The following is a 16,168-nucleotide window of genomic DNA, read 5'->3' as shown; positions in this document are numbered from 1 at the left end:
ACAGCCATACGACATTGCGTATCGGAGCAGCTGACGACTACATTTCGAGTGCAAGACGCACTCGTATTGAAGGAAGGCGGGATGCGCGTGAGCAGCAGTACGACTGGTTCGACGGTGCCTCGGAGGCAACTCGGGCGGCACCTGCGCGACCTCCGCAATCAAGCGCGGCTTACCGTGCGCGTGGCGGCGGGCAAGCTGGAGTGGTCAGAACCAAAGATCTGGCGGATTGAGACCGGACAGACCTCGCTGCGCAGCCTTGACGTTGAAGCCATGTGCAAGGTGTACGGCGCGCCAGAAGAGTTGACGCAGGGACTCATGGGGCTCGCCAAGGAGACGAAGAACCGTGGCTGGTGGCACTCCTACGGCGACGTGATCCCTGAAGGATTCGATCTCTACATCGGACTGGAGGAAGCCGCTCAGAGCCTCTCTTGGTATTCGTCAGAGCTTGTGCCCGGCCTGCTCCAGACGGCCGACTACGCCGAGACGTTGATCCGCGAGGACAACCCCGGCGTCCCTGATGAAGAGATCGAGCGGCGCGTGCACGTGCGCATCGCCCGGCAAGCGCTCATCACCAGGGTCACCGCAGCGCCGACGGTAGAAGTCGCGCTCAACGAGGCCGTTCTCAGGCGTCCCGTCGGGGGAACCAAGGTGATGGGCGACCAGTTGAAGCGGCTGGTGGAGTTGAACAAGCTCGACAACCTGTCGATCCGTGTCGTGCCGTTCAGCGCTGGCTTGCACGCCAGTCTCATGTCGGGGCCGTTCGTCATGATGCGCTTCCCGGCCAATGGTGACGGCCGGGACACCGAGCCGCCCACGGTCTACGTGGACGGGTTCACCGGGGCTTTGTACCTCGACAAGCCCCATGAGATTGATCGGTACGACGCCGCGTTCAAGGCGACCTGGGGCTCTGCCCTCGACCACGAGGGCACTCAGAGTCTCCTCCTGCAAGCAATAAGGGAGCTGTAACAGTGAAGAGTTCCGACCTGACGGGCGCGGTTTGGCGGAAGAGCCGCCGCAGCAACGGCCAGGCCGAGTGCGTCGAGATAGCGTTCCTCGACGATGGCCGCGTGGCCATGCGGGACAGCAAGGACAACGGCAACGGCCCCGCTCTCGTCTTCACCCCCGGCGAATGGGACGCGTTCGCGGGCGGCATGTCGGACGGGGAGTTCATCCGCCCGTAGCGGCCCTGGACGCCAAGATCACGCAGAACATGCTTCGACAAGCGGCAAAGGAGTTTGCGCGATGATGAGTTCAGACCTCGCGGGCGCGGTGTGGCGTAAGTCCAGTCGCTCCCAGAACAACGGCCAGTGCGTCGAGGTCGCGTTCCTCGGCGATGGCCGCGTGGCCATGCGGGACAGCAAGGACAACGGCAACGGCCCCGCTCTCGTCTTCACCCCCGGCGAATGGGACGCGTTCGCGGGCGGCATGTCGGACGGGGAATTCGTCCGTCCGTAGCCATCCACCAAGATCCCGACTACAGAGCAGCGCCCGACCCATTCAGGGGGTCGGGCGCTGCTTGCACGCAAGATCCGACCGCAGGTCACTACTGCTCATCAATGTGTGGTGTCGGGAGGGTTGCCCCTGCGGGTCCACAGGGCGAGCGGCGACGGGGTTGGGGTGGGTTCGCTGTCTGCCGCCGGGGGGTGGGCCAGTGTCGCAGGCGGCTGGTGGATGGGGCGGTATTGCCAGTGGGTGGGTGCGGGTTTCGTCTCGGACCCTGCGGGTCCAGAGCGCCGGCAGCGGGAGGGGAGGGGGCGGGCCTGGGGTCGGTGCGCTGCCTGCGGCCTGGCTCGTGGCCGGGGTTCAGGCTGGCTCCGCTGCGCTGCGCCGCTGGCTGCTGCCGCGAAGTGGCCGTTGCCGGTTGGTCGGGTGCGGGTGCGTCTCGGACCCTGCGGGTCCGCAGCACCTGTAGTGACGGGTGGGGCGATAGTGGGGACCGCAGGAGGCTCCGCTGCGCTCCGCAGCTGGCTACCGGCAGGTAGGGTACGGTTGTCACCCGACAAAAGCGCCTTATGGGATGTGGAATCGGGCGGTAACGGCACTCAGTTGAAGGTGGGAACTAGCGTGTCGGGCATATCGGGCGCACTCAGCGTCAGAGTGGAGTTTCCCCAGCCGCGGGCCCTCCTCGTACGGGCGGAAACCGCACCCCGAACGGCCAGCACCCCCGGGCGCAGCGCAGCGCGCCTTCCCCCTTCGGCTGCCGTGGGCCGCAGGCTCCAGACGCACCCGCACCCGACCAACGGGCAACAACCGCTTCGCGGCAGCAGCCAGCAGCGGAGCCAGTCCTGACCTCAGCTGCGAACTCGCCCGGCAGTCAGTGAACCGGCAGCCGCCCCGCCCCCCCTCCCTCCCGCTGCTAAGCGGATACGGCGAAGTCAGGTGTTGATCCTTCGACTCTTCAGATGAGTGGCCCAGGCCCCGGCAATGCAAGTCATCGCTCGCTCCAGGATGTGCAGGGGGAGGCGCTGAGCAGAGTGCGCGGAAGGGGAGTGTCGGTGCCCGCTCATAGGGTTGTATCCCAGTGCCGCCGGAACCTGTCGGACGGCCGTGACAAGGAGAGAAGAGAACAGCGCATGTACGCGGACCTGTGGACCGTCGTCGGGGACACCGACCGGGATCAGTGGGAGTACACCCCACTCACGACGGTGGGGCCGCTCCAGTTCGGCATGAGTCCCAGCGAGGCCGCCACGCGGATGACGGCAGCGGGCTTCACTGGCGACCTTGTCGAGATGCACCCGTGGAACAGCCAACGCAGCCAGCACAAGGCGGAGTTCCGCAAGACGCAGGAGCGTGAGCCGTACCAGACGGACGTGACCGCGTACTACGTGGAGGGCGTCGGACTGACCTGCATCGTCGTCGACGGACTGTCGGGCCCGCAGGTCTCGTTCGACGGGATGGGGCTGATCGGTCGCATCCCCTCGCAGCTCATGAACGAACTCGGTACCTACCTGGCGGAACGGGACATGGGCTTCACGTTCACACCCCAGGGAGACATCGCCAACCAGGAACTCGGATTCATGCCCGGCGTCCAGCGCGCCGGCGACATGTTGCTGACCCGGGCGGTCTTCGCCAACCCCGACGACCGCATCGTCTACACCCTGGACGACGTCATCCCGGGCGAAGTATGGGGACACCACTGAACAGTTGGGGCGACCTGGGCTGTCGTGCAGTCTGGGCACAGGCCAGTGCCGTGCCCCGGATCCTGTCACGTTGCCGCAGCATCGCCCTGTCTATGGCCTGCCCCAGGGCCTCGGTGCTCGGCTGGGCGCGTTGCGGGTAGTCCCGGTGCTTCGCGTGGCGCCACACGAGCTCGATGTCGTTCAGCTCCGGACTACGTGGCGGAAGATAGAACAGCTCCACCCCGTCTTCGCCGGCTGTTGCCACCGTCCCTTGACCGCCCTGGCCGTGTGCGCGGAGGCGTTGTCCAGCACCACCGTGCACGGCCGGGCCCGTTCCCAGACCGGTATCGCCTCAACGCCGAGGCCGTCGGCGGCCAGCTCCAGGGCGTTGGCCCCGCCGGGCAGCCCAGCGATAGACGTGCAGACGAACTCCAGCAGCACAGCTCCGTCGACCTTCCCGCAGGTGCGCTGCCGGAGCAGGTCCGGCACGGTGCCGCTGATTTGGGCGCCGAGCACGTTGATCCGCCGGTTCTTGGTGTCCTCGCGCGGGACCACCGCCCGCTGCCCGATCCGGGACCAGGTATAGCCCGTGGGCATGGTCGGGGTGAACCCGGACTCGTCCAGGAAGATCAAGTCGCGTCGTCCGGCATCAGCGTCCTGCCGCAAGGCCGCAAGTCCTTCGGGCGGGCCCGAGCGGCCTGCTGAAGGACGGGGTCGGCCAGGTGCCGGAGACTGTCGCGGGTACGTTTCCAGCGGAAGCAGCCGTCGCGGCGCAGCATCTCCCACAGCCAGTACACGGAGATCTCCACCCCACGCTGTTCGCGGAGCCAGTCGCGCAGGGCGGGGGCCGTCCAGGTGACTCCCGCCGCGGCGGAGGCGTCCAGCGACCCGGCCAGCGCGACACGATCGTCTGGACCCAGGATCGTGGCGGGGCGGCCCGGCCGACTGGCATCCGGCAGCTCGGCCGGCCCGCCCTTCTTGAAGCGGTGGACCGCGGCGCGGACGGTGACCGGGTGGCACTCCAGCAGGTCGGCGACCTCGGTCACAGACCTGCCCCGGTCGAGCAGGCGGATGCACTCCGCGCGAAGCCGGGTGTGACGGGTCGGATCCCGCCGTGCCAGCATCGCACGCACGCCACGGCGCTGATCCTCAGTCAGGTCCAGGCGGAGGTCCTTCGGCATGACGTCCCTCCCACAAGACGCCTACCCACCCCGCAGCCCACTTCACCCAGACCGCTTAGCGACTTGGACCCGGAGGGTCCGAGACGAAACCCGCACCCGGCCGAGCCGAACGCCGCTCAGCGCGGCAGCACTCCAGGGAACCTTGCCCCGACCTCGCCCGACTGGCGGCGCTCTGGACTCGGAAGGTCCAAGACGAAACCGGCACTCGCCCGACAGACCGCCGCCCTGCGCGTACCTCATGCACCTCACATAGACGGCGCACCGCGGCGACCTACCCCTATCAGCAGTTACGACACCCCGAGTTCAAGCCCACTAAACCGACCGCTCCGCATACATCTTCGCGATGACGGCCTCGATGTCCGGCTCCCGCACCGACAGGTCCACCAGCGGGTACCGCTCCGCGACCGCCGCGACGATCGGCGCCGCACTGCTCGTCGCCGCGAACGCCAGCCACTGCCGCGGCCCCTCCACCCTGACCGTACGAGCCCCCGGCACGTCCTCGATCGGCGGCAGCTCCCGCTCCAGATCCACCACCAGGGTCCGCTCGCTCTCCCCCACCGCGTGCAGGCCGCTCAGCCCGCCGTCGTACACGAGCCGCCCGTGGTCGATGACCATCACGCGCTCGCAGAGCTGCTCGATGTCGGTGAGGTCGTGGGTGGTGAGCAGCACCGTCATGCCCTGTTCGGTGTTCACGTCGCGCAGGAATTCCCGGACCTTGGCCTTGCTGACCACGTCGAGGCCGATGGTCGGTTCGTCGAGGTAGAGCACCTCCGGGTCGTGCAGCAGCGCGGCGGCGATGTCGCCGCGCATCCGCTGGCCCAGCGAGAGCTGCCGTACGGGCACGTCCAGCAGGTCGCCGAGGTCGAGGAGTTCGACGCAGCGGTCGAGGTTCTCCCGGTACCGGGCGTCGGGGATCTTGTACATACGGTGCACCAGCCGGTACGAGTCGCGCAGCGGCAGGTCCCACCACAGGGTGGTGCGCTGCCCGAAGACCACGCCGATGCGGCGCGCGAGCCGGGTGCGCTCGCGCGAGGGGTCGATGCCCGCGACGCGCAGCCGGCCGCCGCTGGGCACCAGGATGCCCGTCAGCATCTTGATGGTGGTGGACTTCCCGGCCCCGTTGGGCCCGATGTAGCCGACCATCTGGCCGCGCGGCACGGTGAAGCTGATGCCGTCCACGGCCCGTACCCGATGCTTCTCGCGGCGCAGCGGCCCGGCCTTGCGCCGGACGTCGAAGACCTTCTCCACGCCGTCCAGCTCGATGAACCGCTCGGGATCGCCATCGTTATCGCTCTCGTACATCGTGCGACTCCACTCTCAACTTCCCGTGCTCCGATAGCTTCTGAGGCCGGTCCGCCACGCCAGCCCGGCGAGCGCGGCCATCGCCGCCGCGACCAGCGGCCCGCACAGGCCCACCCAGCCGGGCAGGTGCAGCGGGTCCTCGCGGCCCAGCAGCCGCAGCGCGGGGAGCCAGTTGACGAAGGCGAGCGGCACGACGAACGTCACGCCGCGCACCAGGTCCTTGGCGAAGACCGTGGGCGGGTACTGGAGGAGCGTGTTGCCGCCGTAGGTGAAGGAGTTCTGCACCTCGGCGGCCTCGGTCGCCCAGAACTGGAAGGCCGCGCCGACCACGAAGACCGACCCGAAGATCACCGCGCCGCTGACCAGCATCACCGGGATGAGCAGCACGTTCAGCGGCGTCCACACCACGTCCGCGCCGGCCAGCCCCAGGCCCAGTACGAGCGCGCCCTGGGTGATCCGGCCGAGCCGGCGCAGCGCGAAGCGGTCGGCGGCGACCTGCGCGAAGACCGGTACGGGGCGGACCAGCAGGGTGTCGAAGGTGCCGTCGCGCACTCGCTGGCCGATCCGGTCCATGGAGCCGAGGAAGAGGTCGGCGAGGCCGAGCGAGGTGCTCGTCGCCCCGTACAGCAGCGCGACCTCCGCCAGCGTGAAGCCGCCGAGCGCCTCGATGTGGGAGAACATCAGGAGGATCGAGACGAAGTCGAGGCCGCTGCCGAGGAAGTTGCCGACGGTCGTCATCAGGAAGGACGCGCGGTAGGCCATCGTCGAGCGGACCCACATCGCGACGATCAGGCCGTACGCCCGGAGTCCGTCAACCACCCTGGACCACCGCCTTCGAGGTGGCGAGCGCCTGGAGGGCCCGGCCGGCCCCGAGCAGCACGACCGCCCAGCCCGCCTGGAACGCCAGCGCCGCCAGCAGCCGCGCGCCGGTGGCCTGGCCGAGCAGTACGTCCACGGGCACTTGGAGCATCGCGGCCCAGGGCAGCGTCCGTACGAACTCCCCGAAGCCGCCGGGGAAGGCGTTGAGCGGCAGCAGCACGCCGGAGAAGAAGGTCGAGGCCAGCCCGGCGATCAGGCTGACGCCGGCGCCGTCGAGCAGCCAGAAGGAGCACAGGGCCACCAGGTAGCGGACGGCGAAGCCGACGACGATGCCGAGGAAGACGGCGAGGAGGAAGGCCAGCCAGGTCAGCGGGTCGGCGGGGAGGGCGAGGTCGAAGGCGAGCACGCCGACGGCCAGCGGCACGGCGCCCCGGCCGAGGAGCTGGAAGGCGGCCCGGCCCAGTTCGCTCGCGAGCCACCACAGCTGGAGGTCGACGGGCCGGTAGAGGTCGACGGCGATGTCCCCGGAGCGGATGCGCTCCTGGAGCTCCTCCTGGAAGCCGCCGCCGAGCAGTGCGCACGCGGCGAGCAGCGCCTGGCTGACCCAGACGAAAGTGAGGGCCTGCGACTGGTCGTAGCCGCCGAGGTGGGGCCGTTCGCTCCAGAGGGCGATGAAGGTGTAGGCGATGATGAACCCGAATACGGTGTTGGTGAAGACGCCCGCGGCGGTGGCGACCCGGTAGGTCGCGTAGCGCCGGAAGCTGTTCACCGCGACGGCTGCGTACAGCCGCATCGCGCGCTCCCCTCGTTCTCCCGGCATCCGCTGGATGCTCCGTACAGCCGTCTCCCGGGCGGCTGTTCGCCGCCGTGCCGGCTCCGTGCCCGCTCAGCGCGGGTTTCGGCGGCAAAAGGCCAGAGCCTAGCCACATGATCGCGGCCGATGCCACACATTTTTCACTCGTTGGAGTGGACAGCCGGGGCTGAACGGCTCGTTACAGAGGTGTCACAGGTGCGAGCCGTCCCCTTTCCACGGAACGCATGGTGCGAGAGTCTTTTACGGGGCGTAACAGACATATGGGAACCGCCCGCCACAACCCCGTCTCGCCGGGCCGCGCCCCGGCGGCGGCCGAGGAGTCCCCACACACATGAGCGACCAGCAGCCAGAGCAGCAGCAGCCCGGCGACGGCCCCGCCACGCGGGACGGCTGGCCGGCCAAGGCGGCGGGCAGGCGCCGCCCCAAGCGCACCGGCTGGCGCCGCCTCGTGCCCACCTGGCGCATGCTCCTCGGCGGCTTCCTCCTGATCGTGCTGCTCGTCGCGGGCGGCCTGATCGCCGGATACCTGCTGGTCGACATCCCCAAGCCGAACGACGCCGCCGTCGCGCAGAGCAACGTCTTCCTCTACGCGGACGGCTCGCAGCTCGCCCGCGACGGCGTCGTCAACCGCGAGAACGTACCGCTCAGCAAGGTCCCCAAGACCGTGCAGCACGCGGCGCTCGCCGCCGAGGACCGCGGCTTCTACTCCGAGTCGGCCGTCAACCCCGGCGCGATGCTGCGGGCCGCGTGGAACACCGTCCTCGGCAAGGGCAAGCAGTCCGGCTCCACCATCACCCAGCAGTACGTCAAGAACTACTACCTGGGCCAGGAGCAGACCCTCAGCCGGAAGGCGAAGGAGTTCTTCATCGCGATCAAACTCGACCGCGAGGAGAGCAAGGACGACATCCTCCAGGGGTATCTGAACACCAGTTACTTCGGCCGGAACGCCTACGGCATCCAGGCCGCCGCCCAGGCGTACTTCAGCAAGGACGTCGACGACCTCGACACCGCGCAGGCCGCCTACCTGGCCACGCTCCTCAACGCGCCCAGCGCCTACGACATCTCCGCCCACCCCGAGAACAAGCGGCGGGCCGTGAACCGCTGGAACTACGTGCTCGACGGCATGGTCAAGGAGAAGTGGCTGGGCAGCTCCGAGCGGGCCGCCATGAAGTTCCCGACCCCCGGCAAGGCCAAGCCCGCCGCCGGCATGTCCGGCCAGCGCGGCTACCTCGTCGAGGCCGTCAAGGCGTACCTCACCAGCAACAAGCTCATCGACGAGCAGACCCTGGCGTCCGGCGGCTACCGCATCACCACCACCATCGACAAGAAGCGCCAGAACGCCTTCGTCACCGCGGTCCGCGAGCAGCTGATGGACAAGCTCAGCGACTCCCGCAAGGTCGACTCGTACGTACGGGCCGGCGGCGCGTCCATCGACCCGGCGACCGGCAAGGTCGTCGCCCTCTACGGCGGCGTCGACTACACCAAGCAGTACGTGAACAACGCGACCCGCCGCGACTACCAGGTCGGCTCGACGTTCAAGCCGTTCATCTTCGCCTCCGCCGTGCAGAACGACTCCACCACCCAGGACGGCCGCGCCATCACCCCCAAGACCGCCTACGACGGCACCAACCGCCGCCCCGTGCAGGGCCCCAACGGCCCCGTCGGCTTCGCGCCGCCCAACGAGGACGACGTCTCCTACGGCCGGGTCACCGCCACCAAGGCCATGGACAAGTCCGTCAACGCCGTCTACGCCCAGATGGCCGAGGACGTCGGCACCCAGAAGGTCAAGGACACCGCCACCGCCCTCGGCCTGCCCAAGAAGACCCCCAACCTCAACGCCTTCCCCTCCATGGCCCTCGGCGTCGCCACCGCCAGCGTCCTCGACATGACCCAGGCGTACGCGACCCTCGCGGGCCACGGCGAGCACGGCACGTACACGATGGTCACCAAGGCCGCCAAGGGCTCCGAGGAAGTCGACCTGCCCGGCCGGGAGAAGAAGCGAGCCGTGCCGCGCGACGCCGCCGACACCACCACCTCGATCCTGCGGAGCGTCGTCGACAACGGCACCGGCTTCGCCGCCCAGGCCGCCGGGCGGCCCGCCGCGGGCAAGACCGGCACCGCGGACGACGACAAGGCCGCCTGGTTCGCGGGGTACACCCCCGACCTCGCCACCGTCGTCGCGGTCATGGGCCAGGACCCCGACAGCGCCGTACAGAAACCGCTGTACGGGGCGGCCGGCCAGCCCCGCATGAACGGCGGCGGCCCGCCCGCCCAGATCTGGGCCGCGTACACCGCCGCCGCGCTGGAGGGCAAGCCCGCCGAGGAGTTCGACCTGGACCTGGAGAGCGGCGAAGAGGCCCCCTCCGACGAGCCGTCCACCCCCTCCGAGCCGCCCGCCTCCTCCTCGGCCTCCGACGAACCCACCGCCACCAGCGGCCCCCCGACCTCCTCCGACCCCACCACCCCCAGCGCGCCGCCGACCTCCAAGACCCCGCCCACCCAGCGCCCGACCCAGCCGACCCGCGTCCCCACCCCGCCGGCCGAGACCTCCGGCCCCGAGGAGGACGGCGGCGCGTTCGGCAACGAGGACTCCCTGTTCTCTCCCTAGGGACGGCGTCCATCCGTAGGGGCGGCGTCCATCCGTAGGGGCGGCCGCGCTGCACACTCTCCCTATGGCGATAGGTTGTCACCCAAGGGAAACGCAGCAGAGGGAGCGTGGTGGGTGATGGCCGCAGCCAAGGCGAGCCCCCGTGAGCGGTACCGGGACCAAGTACGTACGGAGATCAAGGACCACGCCTGGCAGCAGATCGCCGCCTCGGGAGCCTCCGGCCTGTCCCTGAACGCGATCGCCAAGCAGATGGGCATGAGCGGCCCCGCGCTCTACCGGTACTTCGCCGGCCGCGACGAACTGATCACCGCCCTCATCCGGGACGCGTACCGCAGCCTCGCCGACGCCGTCGGCGCCGCCGAGGACGGCGCCGGCCTCGCCGCGCTGGCACACACCCTGCGCGACTGGGCCCTCGCCGACCCCCAGCGCTACTTCCTCATCTACGGCACCCCCGTACCCGGCTACCAGGCGCCCGACGACGTCACCGCGATCGCGGACGAGATCATGAGGGCCATCCTCGACGCCTGCGGCACCCCCCCGGACCGCCCCGCGACGGCCCTCGACACACACCTCGCGGGACACCGCCGATGGGCGACCGGACACCCCGCGCCGCCCGCGGCGCTGAGCCGGGCGATGAAGACCTGGACCCGGCTGCACGGCGTCCTGTCCCTGGAACTGGCCGGCCACTTCACCGGCATGGACATCGACCCCGCCGTGCTCTTCGCCTCCGAGCTGGACGACCTGCCGGCCTCCTGACCGCCCGGCGGCTCGGGCTCAGTGCCCCGAAGTCGCCTTCAGACCGACGACCGCCACCAGCAGCAGACAGACGAAGAAGATCCGGGCCGCCGTCGCCGGCTCACCGAGCACCACCATGCCCAGCACCGCCGCGCCGGCCGCCCCGATGCCCACCCACACGCCGTACGCCGTGCCGATCGGCAGCGTCTTGGCGGCCTGCGAGAGCAGCAGCATGCTGGCCGCGATGCCCAGGACCGTGCCCACACTCGGCCACAGCCGGGTGAAACCCTCGGTGTACTTCATACCGATCGACCAGCCGACTTCCAGCAGGCCGGCGATCGTGAGCAGAACCCATGCCATGACGGCACCTCCGTGAATACGAGCTTCAACAGGGTGCGTCGTCTTTGCCTACCCGGTACGGCGCGTCTCGTCGGGTTCCGGCAACCGTAGCAAAAAGCCCATGAAAAAAGCTGGTGACCTCGGCCACCAGCCCTCTCCGCGGTCCACTACAGACCCGCGGTCCACTACAGACCCGCGGTCCACTACAGATCCGCGGTCCGCTACAGAACCCGGTCCGCTACAGATACAGCCCCGTCGAGTCCTCGGAACCCTCCAGCCGCTCCGCCGCCACCGCGTGCAGATCCCGCTCCCGCATCAGCACGTACGCCACACCGCGGACCTCGACCTCCGCCCGGTCCTCCGGGTCGTACAGCACCCGGTCGCCCGGCTCCACCGTCCGTACGCTCTGCCCGACCGCGACGACCTCGGCCCAGGCCAGCCGGCGGCCGACCGCCGCGGTCGCCGGGATGACGATGCCGCCGGTCGACCGGCGCTCGCCCTCCGGAATGTCGGTACGGACCAGCACCCGGTCGTGCAGCATCCGGATGGGCAGCTTGTCGTGGGTGGGATTCTCGCTCACGCCACGAAGGTACCCGCCCGGCGCGCCGCCGCGGACACGGGACCGCGCCAGTAGGGGCCGCCCGCACCAAAGACCGGTACGGAAGACGTACGAAGCGCGTCAGTCCCGGCGCCGGCGCGAGGACAGGGCCAGCAGCCCCACCACGCCCACCACCAGCAGCGCCGCCGGCACGATCCGCTCCACCCGCGGCGCCCCCTCCGGCGAGACGAACTGCGCCCGCGCGTCGGAGACCACACGATTGACCGCGACGTACGCCCGGCCCGCGGTGCGGTCCACGGTCGAGGCCACCTTCGCCTTCGCGTCGCCGACGATCGTCGACGGGTGCACCCGCACCCCGATCTCGTCCAGCGTCACGGCGAGCTCCTGCCGCCTACGGGCGATGTCCGCCTCGATCTGCGCAGGGGTCCTGGCTTCCGACACCGCGCTGCCTCCGTCATGTCGATGTTCCGTGGTGGACAGTCTGTCAGCTCCCTCGCGGGTACGCCCCACAGCACCCCCGATCGAGGACGTGGCTACCCTCGGGGGCACAGCCACCCAGCCATGAGGAGAGCCATGAGCGAGCGACTTCAGCCCGGCGACACCGCCCCCGCCTTCACCCTGCCCGACGCCGACGGAAAGCAGGTCTCGCTCGCCGACCACCGGGGCCGCAAGGTCATCGTCTACTTCTACCCCGCCGCCCTCACCCCCGGCTGCACCAAGCAGGCCTGCGACTTCACCGACAACCTCGAATTCCTCGCCGGCCACGGCTACGACGTCATCGGCGTCTCCCCCGACAAGCCCGAGAAGCTCGCCAAGTTCCGCGAGGCCGAAGACCTCAAGGTCACGCTCGTCGGCGACCCCGACAAAAAGGTCCTGGAGGAGTACGGCGCCTTCGGCGAGAAGAAGCTCTACGGCAAGACGGTGACCGGCGTCATCCGCTCCACCGTCATCGTCGACGAGGACGGCAAGGTCGAACGCGCCCTCTACAACGTCAAGGCCACCGGCCACGTCGCCAAGATCATCAAGGACCTGGGGCTGTAACCGACCCGCCCCGCACCACCGGCGCCCCGCCCTCCGGCGACTCCGGCAGCTCCAGCACGGCCTCGGCGCCGCCCCCCTCGGCGGCGCCGAACCGCAGCCGCGCCCCCAGCACCGCCGCCTGCCCCGCCGCGATCGTCAGCCCCAGCCCATGCCCCGTACCGCGCTCCGGCGCCGCCGTACGGAACCGCCGCGGCCCCTGATCCACCAGATCCGGCGGATACCCCGCCCCGTGATCCCGCACCACGATCGACGTGCCCCGCACCGTGATCTCGATCGGCGGCTTCCCATGCTTCGCCGCGTTGGCCAGCACATTCACCAGAATCCGCTCCACCCGACGAGCATCCGTCGACACGATCCGCCCCTCGCCCACCACCTCGACCGACACATCCGCGACCCCCCGCTGCCGCGCCGCCCGCTTCACGATCCCCCGCACCAGCGACGGCAGATCCACCGGATCCAGCTGCGCGCTCTCCACCCCCGCGTCCAGCCGCGACACCTCCAGCAGATCCTCGATCAGCCCCCGCATCGTCTGCGCCCGGTCCTGCACCATCTCCACCGCCCGCGGATGCGGCAGCAACTCCGAAGCCGCCACCAGCCCCGCCACCGGCGTCCGCAGCTCATGCGCCACATCCGCGGTGAACTTCCGCTCCGTCTCCACCCGCGCCGCCAGCGCCTCCGCCATGTCGTACACCGACCGGCCCAGCTCCGCCACCTCGTCCCGGCCCCCGCCCGCCAGCGCCGCCGCGTCCGGCGGCTCACCCGCCGCGATCCGCCGCGCCGCCGCCGCACTGCGCCGCAGCCGCCGCGACAGCGACTGCGCCACGAACCACGCCACCACCGCCATCAGCGCCACCGTCACCACCCCCGCCACCAGCAGCGCACGATCCAGCGCCGACTGCAGCGCGTCCCGCTCCGGATACGGCGCCGACACCGACAGCGTCTTGCCGCTGCCCACACCCGTCGCCGCCCACACCCGCGGATCGCCGCCGCCGCTGATGTACGTACCGGCGTGCCCCGCCGCCGCCGTGTGCACCAGCGGCGTCGGCAGCGCCGAATCGTCCAGCTGCGCGCCCAGCGCCAGCGTGCCGTCCCGCTGATAGACCTGGAGCGCCGAGCTGAGCAGCCCGTCCTGATACGAACGGGCCTGATGATCCCGCTCCATACCCGAAATGTGATGCACGGCGACGCCCAGCACCACCACCGCGAGTGCGGTGACGAAAGAGATCGCGAGCGCGATCCGGCCCCGGACGCCCATCACGCGATCGTGTAAGTCTCCGTGGAGTCGCCGGACGGCGTCGCGCCCAGGTACTCCACGTCCAGCCCGGTGAAGGCCATCTTCCCGTCCACGTTCTTCGCCCCGTAGAGATGGAACGTCGCCGGGAACGACGCCGGCGCCACACCCTTCGCACCGCCGGACACCAGCACCATGCCGCTGCCGTCCGCGCCGTCCGGGCCGTAGTGCTCCCACTTGATGTCGCTCGCCACCGCTCCCGCGTCCGCACAGGCCAACGTGATGATCCTCGGCTCCAGCACCGGGTCGCCGGCCCCGCAGTCCCGCACCCCCGGCACCTCGGCCGGGGCCGCCGCCTGCGGCTCCGCCCGCTCCCGCGGCTGCTGCGTCGCCGCCGGCCGCGACTTCTGCGCCGCCGCCGTCTTCGGCGCCGCGCCCACCGCGCTCGCCCGGTCCGCGGCCTGGCTCAGCCACACCCCGCCCAGCGCGAGCACGGTCACCACCGCGAACGTCACCAATACGGTCCGCCAGCTGGCCCGGCGCGTCTCGGCGCGGTCGGTCATCGGGTTCTCTCTCCTTAACGGACACCTGCCCGGCGGCGGGCACCATCTTCCCGGTTGTGATGACGGGTAAAAAAGAGCCCGCGTTCCCTTTGGCCCCGGATCGTTCCTCACCCGAACGGCCGCGCCCGAGTGACCTACGTCGCGTTCAGTGAAGAAAATGGTTTGAGCGGCCACCGATCGTGCAGACGTCCCCTTCGTATGAGCACAGCCGCAAGCGCGGCCGACCTACCGAGAGGACCCGAGCCGTGTCCACCGGCAGCACCACCGAGGTTGACCCAGAGCGCGACCCGCAGGCGCTCAAGCGACACAGGGCCCTGTTCAGAGCCGCCGCACGCCGCAAGGACCCCAAACTCCGCCGGACCGACATCACGGTCACGGACGAGAAGATCGTGCGGCGCGCGGTCAAGGCGGCCTCGCTCGGCAACGCCATGGAATGGTTCGACTTCGGCATCTACAGCTACCTCGCCGTCACCATCGGTAATGTGTTCTTCCCCTCCGGGAACGACACCGTGCGGCTGATGTCCTCGCTGGCGACCTTCGCCGTGGCCTTCCTCATCCGCCCCATCGGCGGCATGTTCTTCGGCCCCCTCGGCGACCGCATCGGCCGCAAGAAGGTGCTGGCCCTGACGATGCTGCTGATGGCCGTCAGCACCTTCGCCATCGGCCTGATCCCGTCGTACGAGTCGATCAGCTTCTGGTCCCCGGTGCTGCTCATCCTCTTCCGGATGCTCCAGGGCTTCTCCACGGGCGGCGAGTACGGCGGCGCGTCCACGTTCATAGCCGAGTACGCGCCGGACAAGCGGCGCGGCTTCTTCGGCAGCTTCCTCGAATTCGGCACGCTGGCCGGCTACGTCGGCGCCGCCGGCCTGGTGGTCATCCTCACCTCGACGCTCAGCTCCGACGCCATGAACCAGTGGGGCTGGCGGGTGCCGTTCCTGGTGGCGGGCCCGATCGGGCTGATCGGCCTCTACCTCCGGATGAAGCTGGAGGACACCCCCGCCTTCCAGAAGCTGGAAGAGGAGAACGCGTCCCCCACCGGCGAGAACATCAACAGCGAGACCACCGAGCTGAAGCAGATCTTCATCGCGCAGTGGCCCCGGCTGGTGCTGTGCATCGTGCTCGTCGGCGCGTACAACATCACCGACTACATGCTGCTCTCGTACATGCCGACGTACCTGACGGACCAGCTCAAGTACAACGACGCGCACGGTCTGATCATCCTGATCTGCGTGATGGCCCTCCTCATGGTCATCATCACCTTCATCGGCCGCCTCAACGACCGAATAGGCCGCAAACCGCTGCTGATGGCGGGCATGATCGGATTCTTCTTCCTGTCCGTCCCCGCCTTCCTCCTCCTCAAGCAGGGCAGCCTCTTCGCCGTCACCTGCGGCATGCTGATGCTCGGCCTCCCCCTGGTCTGCCTGCTGGGCACCATGTCGGCCGTGCTCCCCGCCCTCTTCCCCACCAACGTCCGCTACGGCTCGCTGTCCATCGGCTACAACCTCTCCGCCTCCCTCTTCGGCGGCACCACCCCGCTGGTGATCACCGCCCTGATCACGGCGACGGGCAGCGACATGATGCCGGCGGTCTACACCACCGCCGCCGCCCTCGTCGGCATGATCGCGGTCGCCTGCCTGAAGGAAACGGCCCGCCAGCCCCTGGAGGGCTCCCCGCCGTCCGTCTCCACCAAGGAGGAAGCCGCGGAAATGGTCACCTCCGCGGCCCCGGACCCGAAGTTCTGACCCGCCCCCTCCCCCGCCGGCATGAACCGTTCCGCTTTTCGGGCGTAACCGTCCGATAAGCGGTTCGTTTCTCCGTACGAGGCCGCGAACGCGTGGCCGGGTACGGAGGGGGAAG

19 protein-coding genes and 1 riboswitch are annotated in these 16,168 nt (G+C 69.7%); of the genes, 8 read left to right on the top strand and 11 right to left on the bottom strand.

Annotated features, from left to right (window positions below; translation table 11 throughout):
- Positions 1-87: 87 nt before the first annotated feature.
- From AB0I22_RS12630 to AB0I22_RS12615, 4 genes are all read left to right on the top strand, one after another.
- Positions 88-966, top strand: a complete 879-nt coding sequence (locus tag AB0I22_RS12630) for a helix-turn-helix transcriptional regulator (RefSeq protein ID WP_363130899.1) — start codon at positions 88-90, stop codon at positions 964-966.
- A 2-nt stretch (positions 967-968) separates the two neighbouring features.
- Positions 969-1,181: a DUF397 domain-containing protein gene (locus tag AB0I22_RS12625; protein ID WP_363130728.1), complete on the top strand. Its 213-nt coding sequence runs from the start codon at positions 969-971 to the stop codon at positions 1,179-1,181.
- Positions 1,182-1,245: 64 nt separating this feature from the next.
- Positions 1,246-1,455 (top strand): DUF397 domain-containing protein, encoded by a 210-nt coding sequence (locus AB0I22_RS12620; RefSeq protein ID WP_363130898.1) that lies wholly within the window; start codon positions 1,246-1,248, stop codon positions 1,453-1,455.
- Positions 1,456-2,573: 1,118 nt separating this feature from the next.
- The gene (locus AB0I22_RS12615; RefSeq protein ID WP_363130727.1) at positions 2,574-3,140 is read left to right on the top strand and encodes a hypothetical protein; all 567 of its coding nucleotides are present in this window, start codon (positions 2,574-2,576) and stop codon (positions 3,138-3,140) included.
- On the opposite strand, the gene AB0I22_RS12610 is transcribed toward AB0I22_RS12615, so the two are convergent.
- The 6 genes from AB0I22_RS12610 to AB0I22_RS12585 form a co-directional block, all read right to left on the bottom strand.
- Complete coding sequence (locus tag AB0I22_RS12610) at positions 3,109-3,360, bottom strand: transposase (protein ID WP_363130726.1); 252 nt, start codon at positions 3,358-3,360, stop codon at positions 3,109-3,111. The two genes, AB0I22_RS12615 and AB0I22_RS12610, sit on opposite strands and share 32 nt — an antisense overlap.
- Positions 3,321-3,785: a transposase gene (locus AB0I22_RS12605; RefSeq protein WP_363130725.1), complete on the bottom strand. Its 465-nt coding sequence runs from the start codon at positions 3,783-3,785 to the stop codon at positions 3,321-3,323. Before AB0I22_RS12605 ends, AB0I22_RS12610 begins: the two co-directional genes overlap by 40 nt.
- Positions 3,749-4,300 (bottom strand): helix-turn-helix domain-containing protein, encoded by a 552-nt coding sequence (locus AB0I22_RS12600; RefSeq protein ID WP_363130724.1) that lies wholly within the window; start codon positions 4,298-4,300, stop codon positions 3,749-3,751. The genes AB0I22_RS12605 and AB0I22_RS12600 overlap by 37 nt, the downstream gene beginning before the upstream one ends.
- 312 nt (positions 4,301-4,612) lie before the next feature.
- Positions 4,613-5,602: an ATP-binding cassette domain-containing protein gene (locus AB0I22_RS12595; RefSeq protein WP_363130723.1), complete on the bottom strand. Its 990-nt coding sequence runs from the start codon at positions 5,600-5,602 to the stop codon at positions 4,613-4,615.
- 15 nt (positions 5,603-5,617) lie between these two features.
- The gene (locus tag AB0I22_RS12590; protein ID WP_363130897.1) at positions 5,618-6,382 is read right to left on the bottom strand and encodes an ABC transporter permease; all 765 of its coding nucleotides are present in this window, start codon (positions 6,380-6,382) and stop codon (positions 5,618-5,620) included.
- 31 nt (positions 6,383-6,413) lie between these two features.
- A complete protein-coding gene (locus AB0I22_RS12585) occupies positions 6,414-7,214 on the bottom strand; it encodes an ABC-2 family transporter protein (protein ID WP_363130896.1) in 801 nt (266 codons plus the stop codon).
- Positions 7,215-7,566: 352 nt separating this feature from the next.
- On the opposite strand from AB0I22_RS12585, the gene AB0I22_RS12580 reads away from it, so the two are divergent.
- Entirely contained in the window at positions 7,567-9,843 is a 2,277-nt protein-coding gene (locus AB0I22_RS12580) for a transglycosylase domain-containing protein (protein ID WP_363130722.1), read from the top strand.
- Between the two features lie 117 nt (positions 9,844-9,960).
- A complete protein-coding gene (locus tag AB0I22_RS12575) occupies positions 9,961-10,599 on the top strand; it encodes a TetR/AcrR family transcriptional regulator (RefSeq protein WP_363130721.1) in 639 nt (212 codons plus the stop codon).
- 18 nt (positions 10,600-10,617) lie between these two features.
- Here AB0I22_RS12575 and AB0I22_RS12570 read toward each other — a convergent pair whose 3' ends face one another.
- From AB0I22_RS12570 to AB0I22_RS12560, 3 genes are all read right to left on the bottom strand, one after another.
- Positions 10,618-10,938 carry a multidrug efflux SMR transporter gene (locus AB0I22_RS12570; protein ID WP_363130720.1) on the bottom strand — a complete coding sequence of 107 codons (321 nt, stop codon included), beginning with the start codon at positions 10,936-10,938 and terminating at the stop codon, positions 10,618-10,620.
- A gap of 32 nt (positions 10,939-10,970) precedes the next feature.
- Positions 10,971-11,032, bottom strand: a riboswitch (guanidine-III (ykkC-III) riboswitch).
- Between the two features lie 123 nt (positions 11,033-11,155).
- Positions 11,156-11,458, bottom strand: coding sequence for a co-chaperone GroES (locus AB0I22_RS12565; RefSeq protein ID WP_048831771.1), 303 nt, complete (start codon positions 11,456-11,458; stop codon positions 11,156-11,158).
- A 138-nt stretch (positions 11,459-11,596) separates the two neighbouring features.
- Positions 11,597-11,917: a DUF3618 domain-containing protein gene (locus AB0I22_RS12560; protein WP_030875214.1), complete on the bottom strand. Its 321-nt coding sequence runs from the start codon at positions 11,915-11,917 to the stop codon at positions 11,597-11,599.
- Between the two features lie 132 nt (positions 11,918-12,049).
- On the opposite strand from AB0I22_RS12560, the gene bcp reads away from it, so the two are divergent.
- Positions 12,050-12,517, top strand: a complete 468-nt coding sequence (bcp, locus tag AB0I22_RS12555; RefSeq protein WP_363130719.1) for a thioredoxin-dependent thiol peroxidase — start codon at positions 12,050-12,052, stop codon at positions 12,515-12,517.
- On the opposite strand, the gene AB0I22_RS12550 is transcribed toward bcp, so the two are convergent.
- Positions 12,498-13,772 carry a HAMP domain-containing sensor histidine kinase gene (locus tag AB0I22_RS12550; RefSeq protein ID WP_363130718.1) on the bottom strand — a complete coding sequence of 425 codons (1,275 nt, stop codon included), beginning with the start codon at positions 13,770-13,772 and terminating at the stop codon, positions 12,498-12,500. The two genes, bcp and AB0I22_RS12550, sit on opposite strands and share 20 nt — an antisense overlap.
- Complete coding sequence (locus AB0I22_RS12545; RefSeq protein ID WP_363130717.1) at positions 13,772-14,311, bottom strand: hypothetical protein; 540 nt, start codon at positions 14,309-14,311, stop codon at positions 13,772-13,774. Before AB0I22_RS12545 ends, AB0I22_RS12550 begins: the two co-directional genes overlap by 1 nt.
- A 245-nt stretch (positions 14,312-14,556) precedes the next feature.
- Between AB0I22_RS12545 and AB0I22_RS12540 the strand changes: the two genes are divergently transcribed.
- Positions 14,557-16,053: an MFS transporter gene (locus tag AB0I22_RS12540; RefSeq protein WP_363130716.1), complete on the top strand. Its 1,497-nt coding sequence runs from the start codon at positions 14,557-14,559 to the stop codon at positions 16,051-16,053.
- Positions 16,054-16,168: the final 115 nt, after the last annotated feature.

Origin of the sequence: Streptomyces sp. NPDC050610 (assembly GCF_040654875.1) — a bacterium.
Lineage (GTDB): Bacteria > Actinomycetota > Actinomycetes > Streptomycetales > Streptomycetaceae > Streptomyces.
Note: the sequence above shows the minus strand (reverse complement) of the source record. Positions and strands in the feature narration are given on the sequence as shown.

Excerpts from the sequence above, each read along its gene's own strand:
- AB0I22_RS12615 (WP_363130727.1), top strand. The coding sequence starts at position 2,574 with ATGTACGCGGACCTGTGGACCGTCGTCGGGGACACCGACCGGGATCAG.
- AB0I22_RS12575 (WP_363130721.1), top strand. The coding sequence starts at position 9,961 with ATGGCCGCAGCCAAGGCGAGCCCCCGTGAGCGGTACCGGGACCAAGTA.
- AB0I22_RS12545 (WP_363130717.1), bottom strand. The coding sequence starts at position 14,311 with ATGACCGACCGCGCCGAGACGCGCCGGGCCAGCTGGCGGACCGTATTG.
- AB0I22_RS12570 (WP_363130720.1), bottom strand. The coding sequence starts at position 10,938 with ATGGCATGGGTTCTGCTCACGATCGCCGGCCTGCTGGAAGTCGGCTGG.
- AB0I22_RS12620 (WP_363130898.1), top strand. The coding sequence starts at position 1,246 with ATGAGTTCAGACCTCGCGGGCGCGGTGTGGCGTAAGTCCAGTCGCTCC.
- AB0I22_RS12550 (WP_363130718.1), bottom strand. The coding sequence starts at position 13,772 with ATGGGCGTCCGGGGCCGGATCGCGCTCGCGATCTCTTTCGTCACCGCA.
- AB0I22_RS12590 (WP_363130897.1), bottom strand. The coding sequence starts at position 6,382 with ATGTGGGTCCGCTCGACGATGGCCTACCGCGCGTCCTTCCTGATGACG.
- AB0I22_RS12580 (WP_363130722.1), top strand. The coding sequence starts at position 7,567 with ATGAGCGACCAGCAGCCAGAGCAGCAGCAGCCCGGCGACGGCCCCGCC.
- AB0I22_RS12565 (WP_048831771.1), bottom strand. The coding sequence starts at position 11,458 with ATGCTGCACGACCGGGTGCTGGTCCGTACCGACATTCCGGAGGGCGAG.
- AB0I22_RS12595 (WP_363130723.1), bottom strand. The coding sequence starts at position 5,602 with ATGTACGAGAGCGATAACGATGGCGATCCCGAGCGGTTCATCGAGCTG.
- bcp (WP_363130719.1), top strand. The coding sequence starts at position 12,050 with ATGAGCGAGCGACTTCAGCCCGGCGACACCGCCCCCGCCTTCACCCTG.
- AB0I22_RS12600 (WP_363130724.1), bottom strand. The coding sequence starts at position 4,300 with ATGCCGAAGGACCTCCGCCTGGACCTGACTGAGGATCAGCGCCGTGGC.
- AB0I22_RS12585 (WP_363130896.1), bottom strand. The coding sequence starts at position 7,214 with ATGCGGCTGTACGCAGCCGTCGCGGTGAACAGCTTCCGGCGCTACGCG.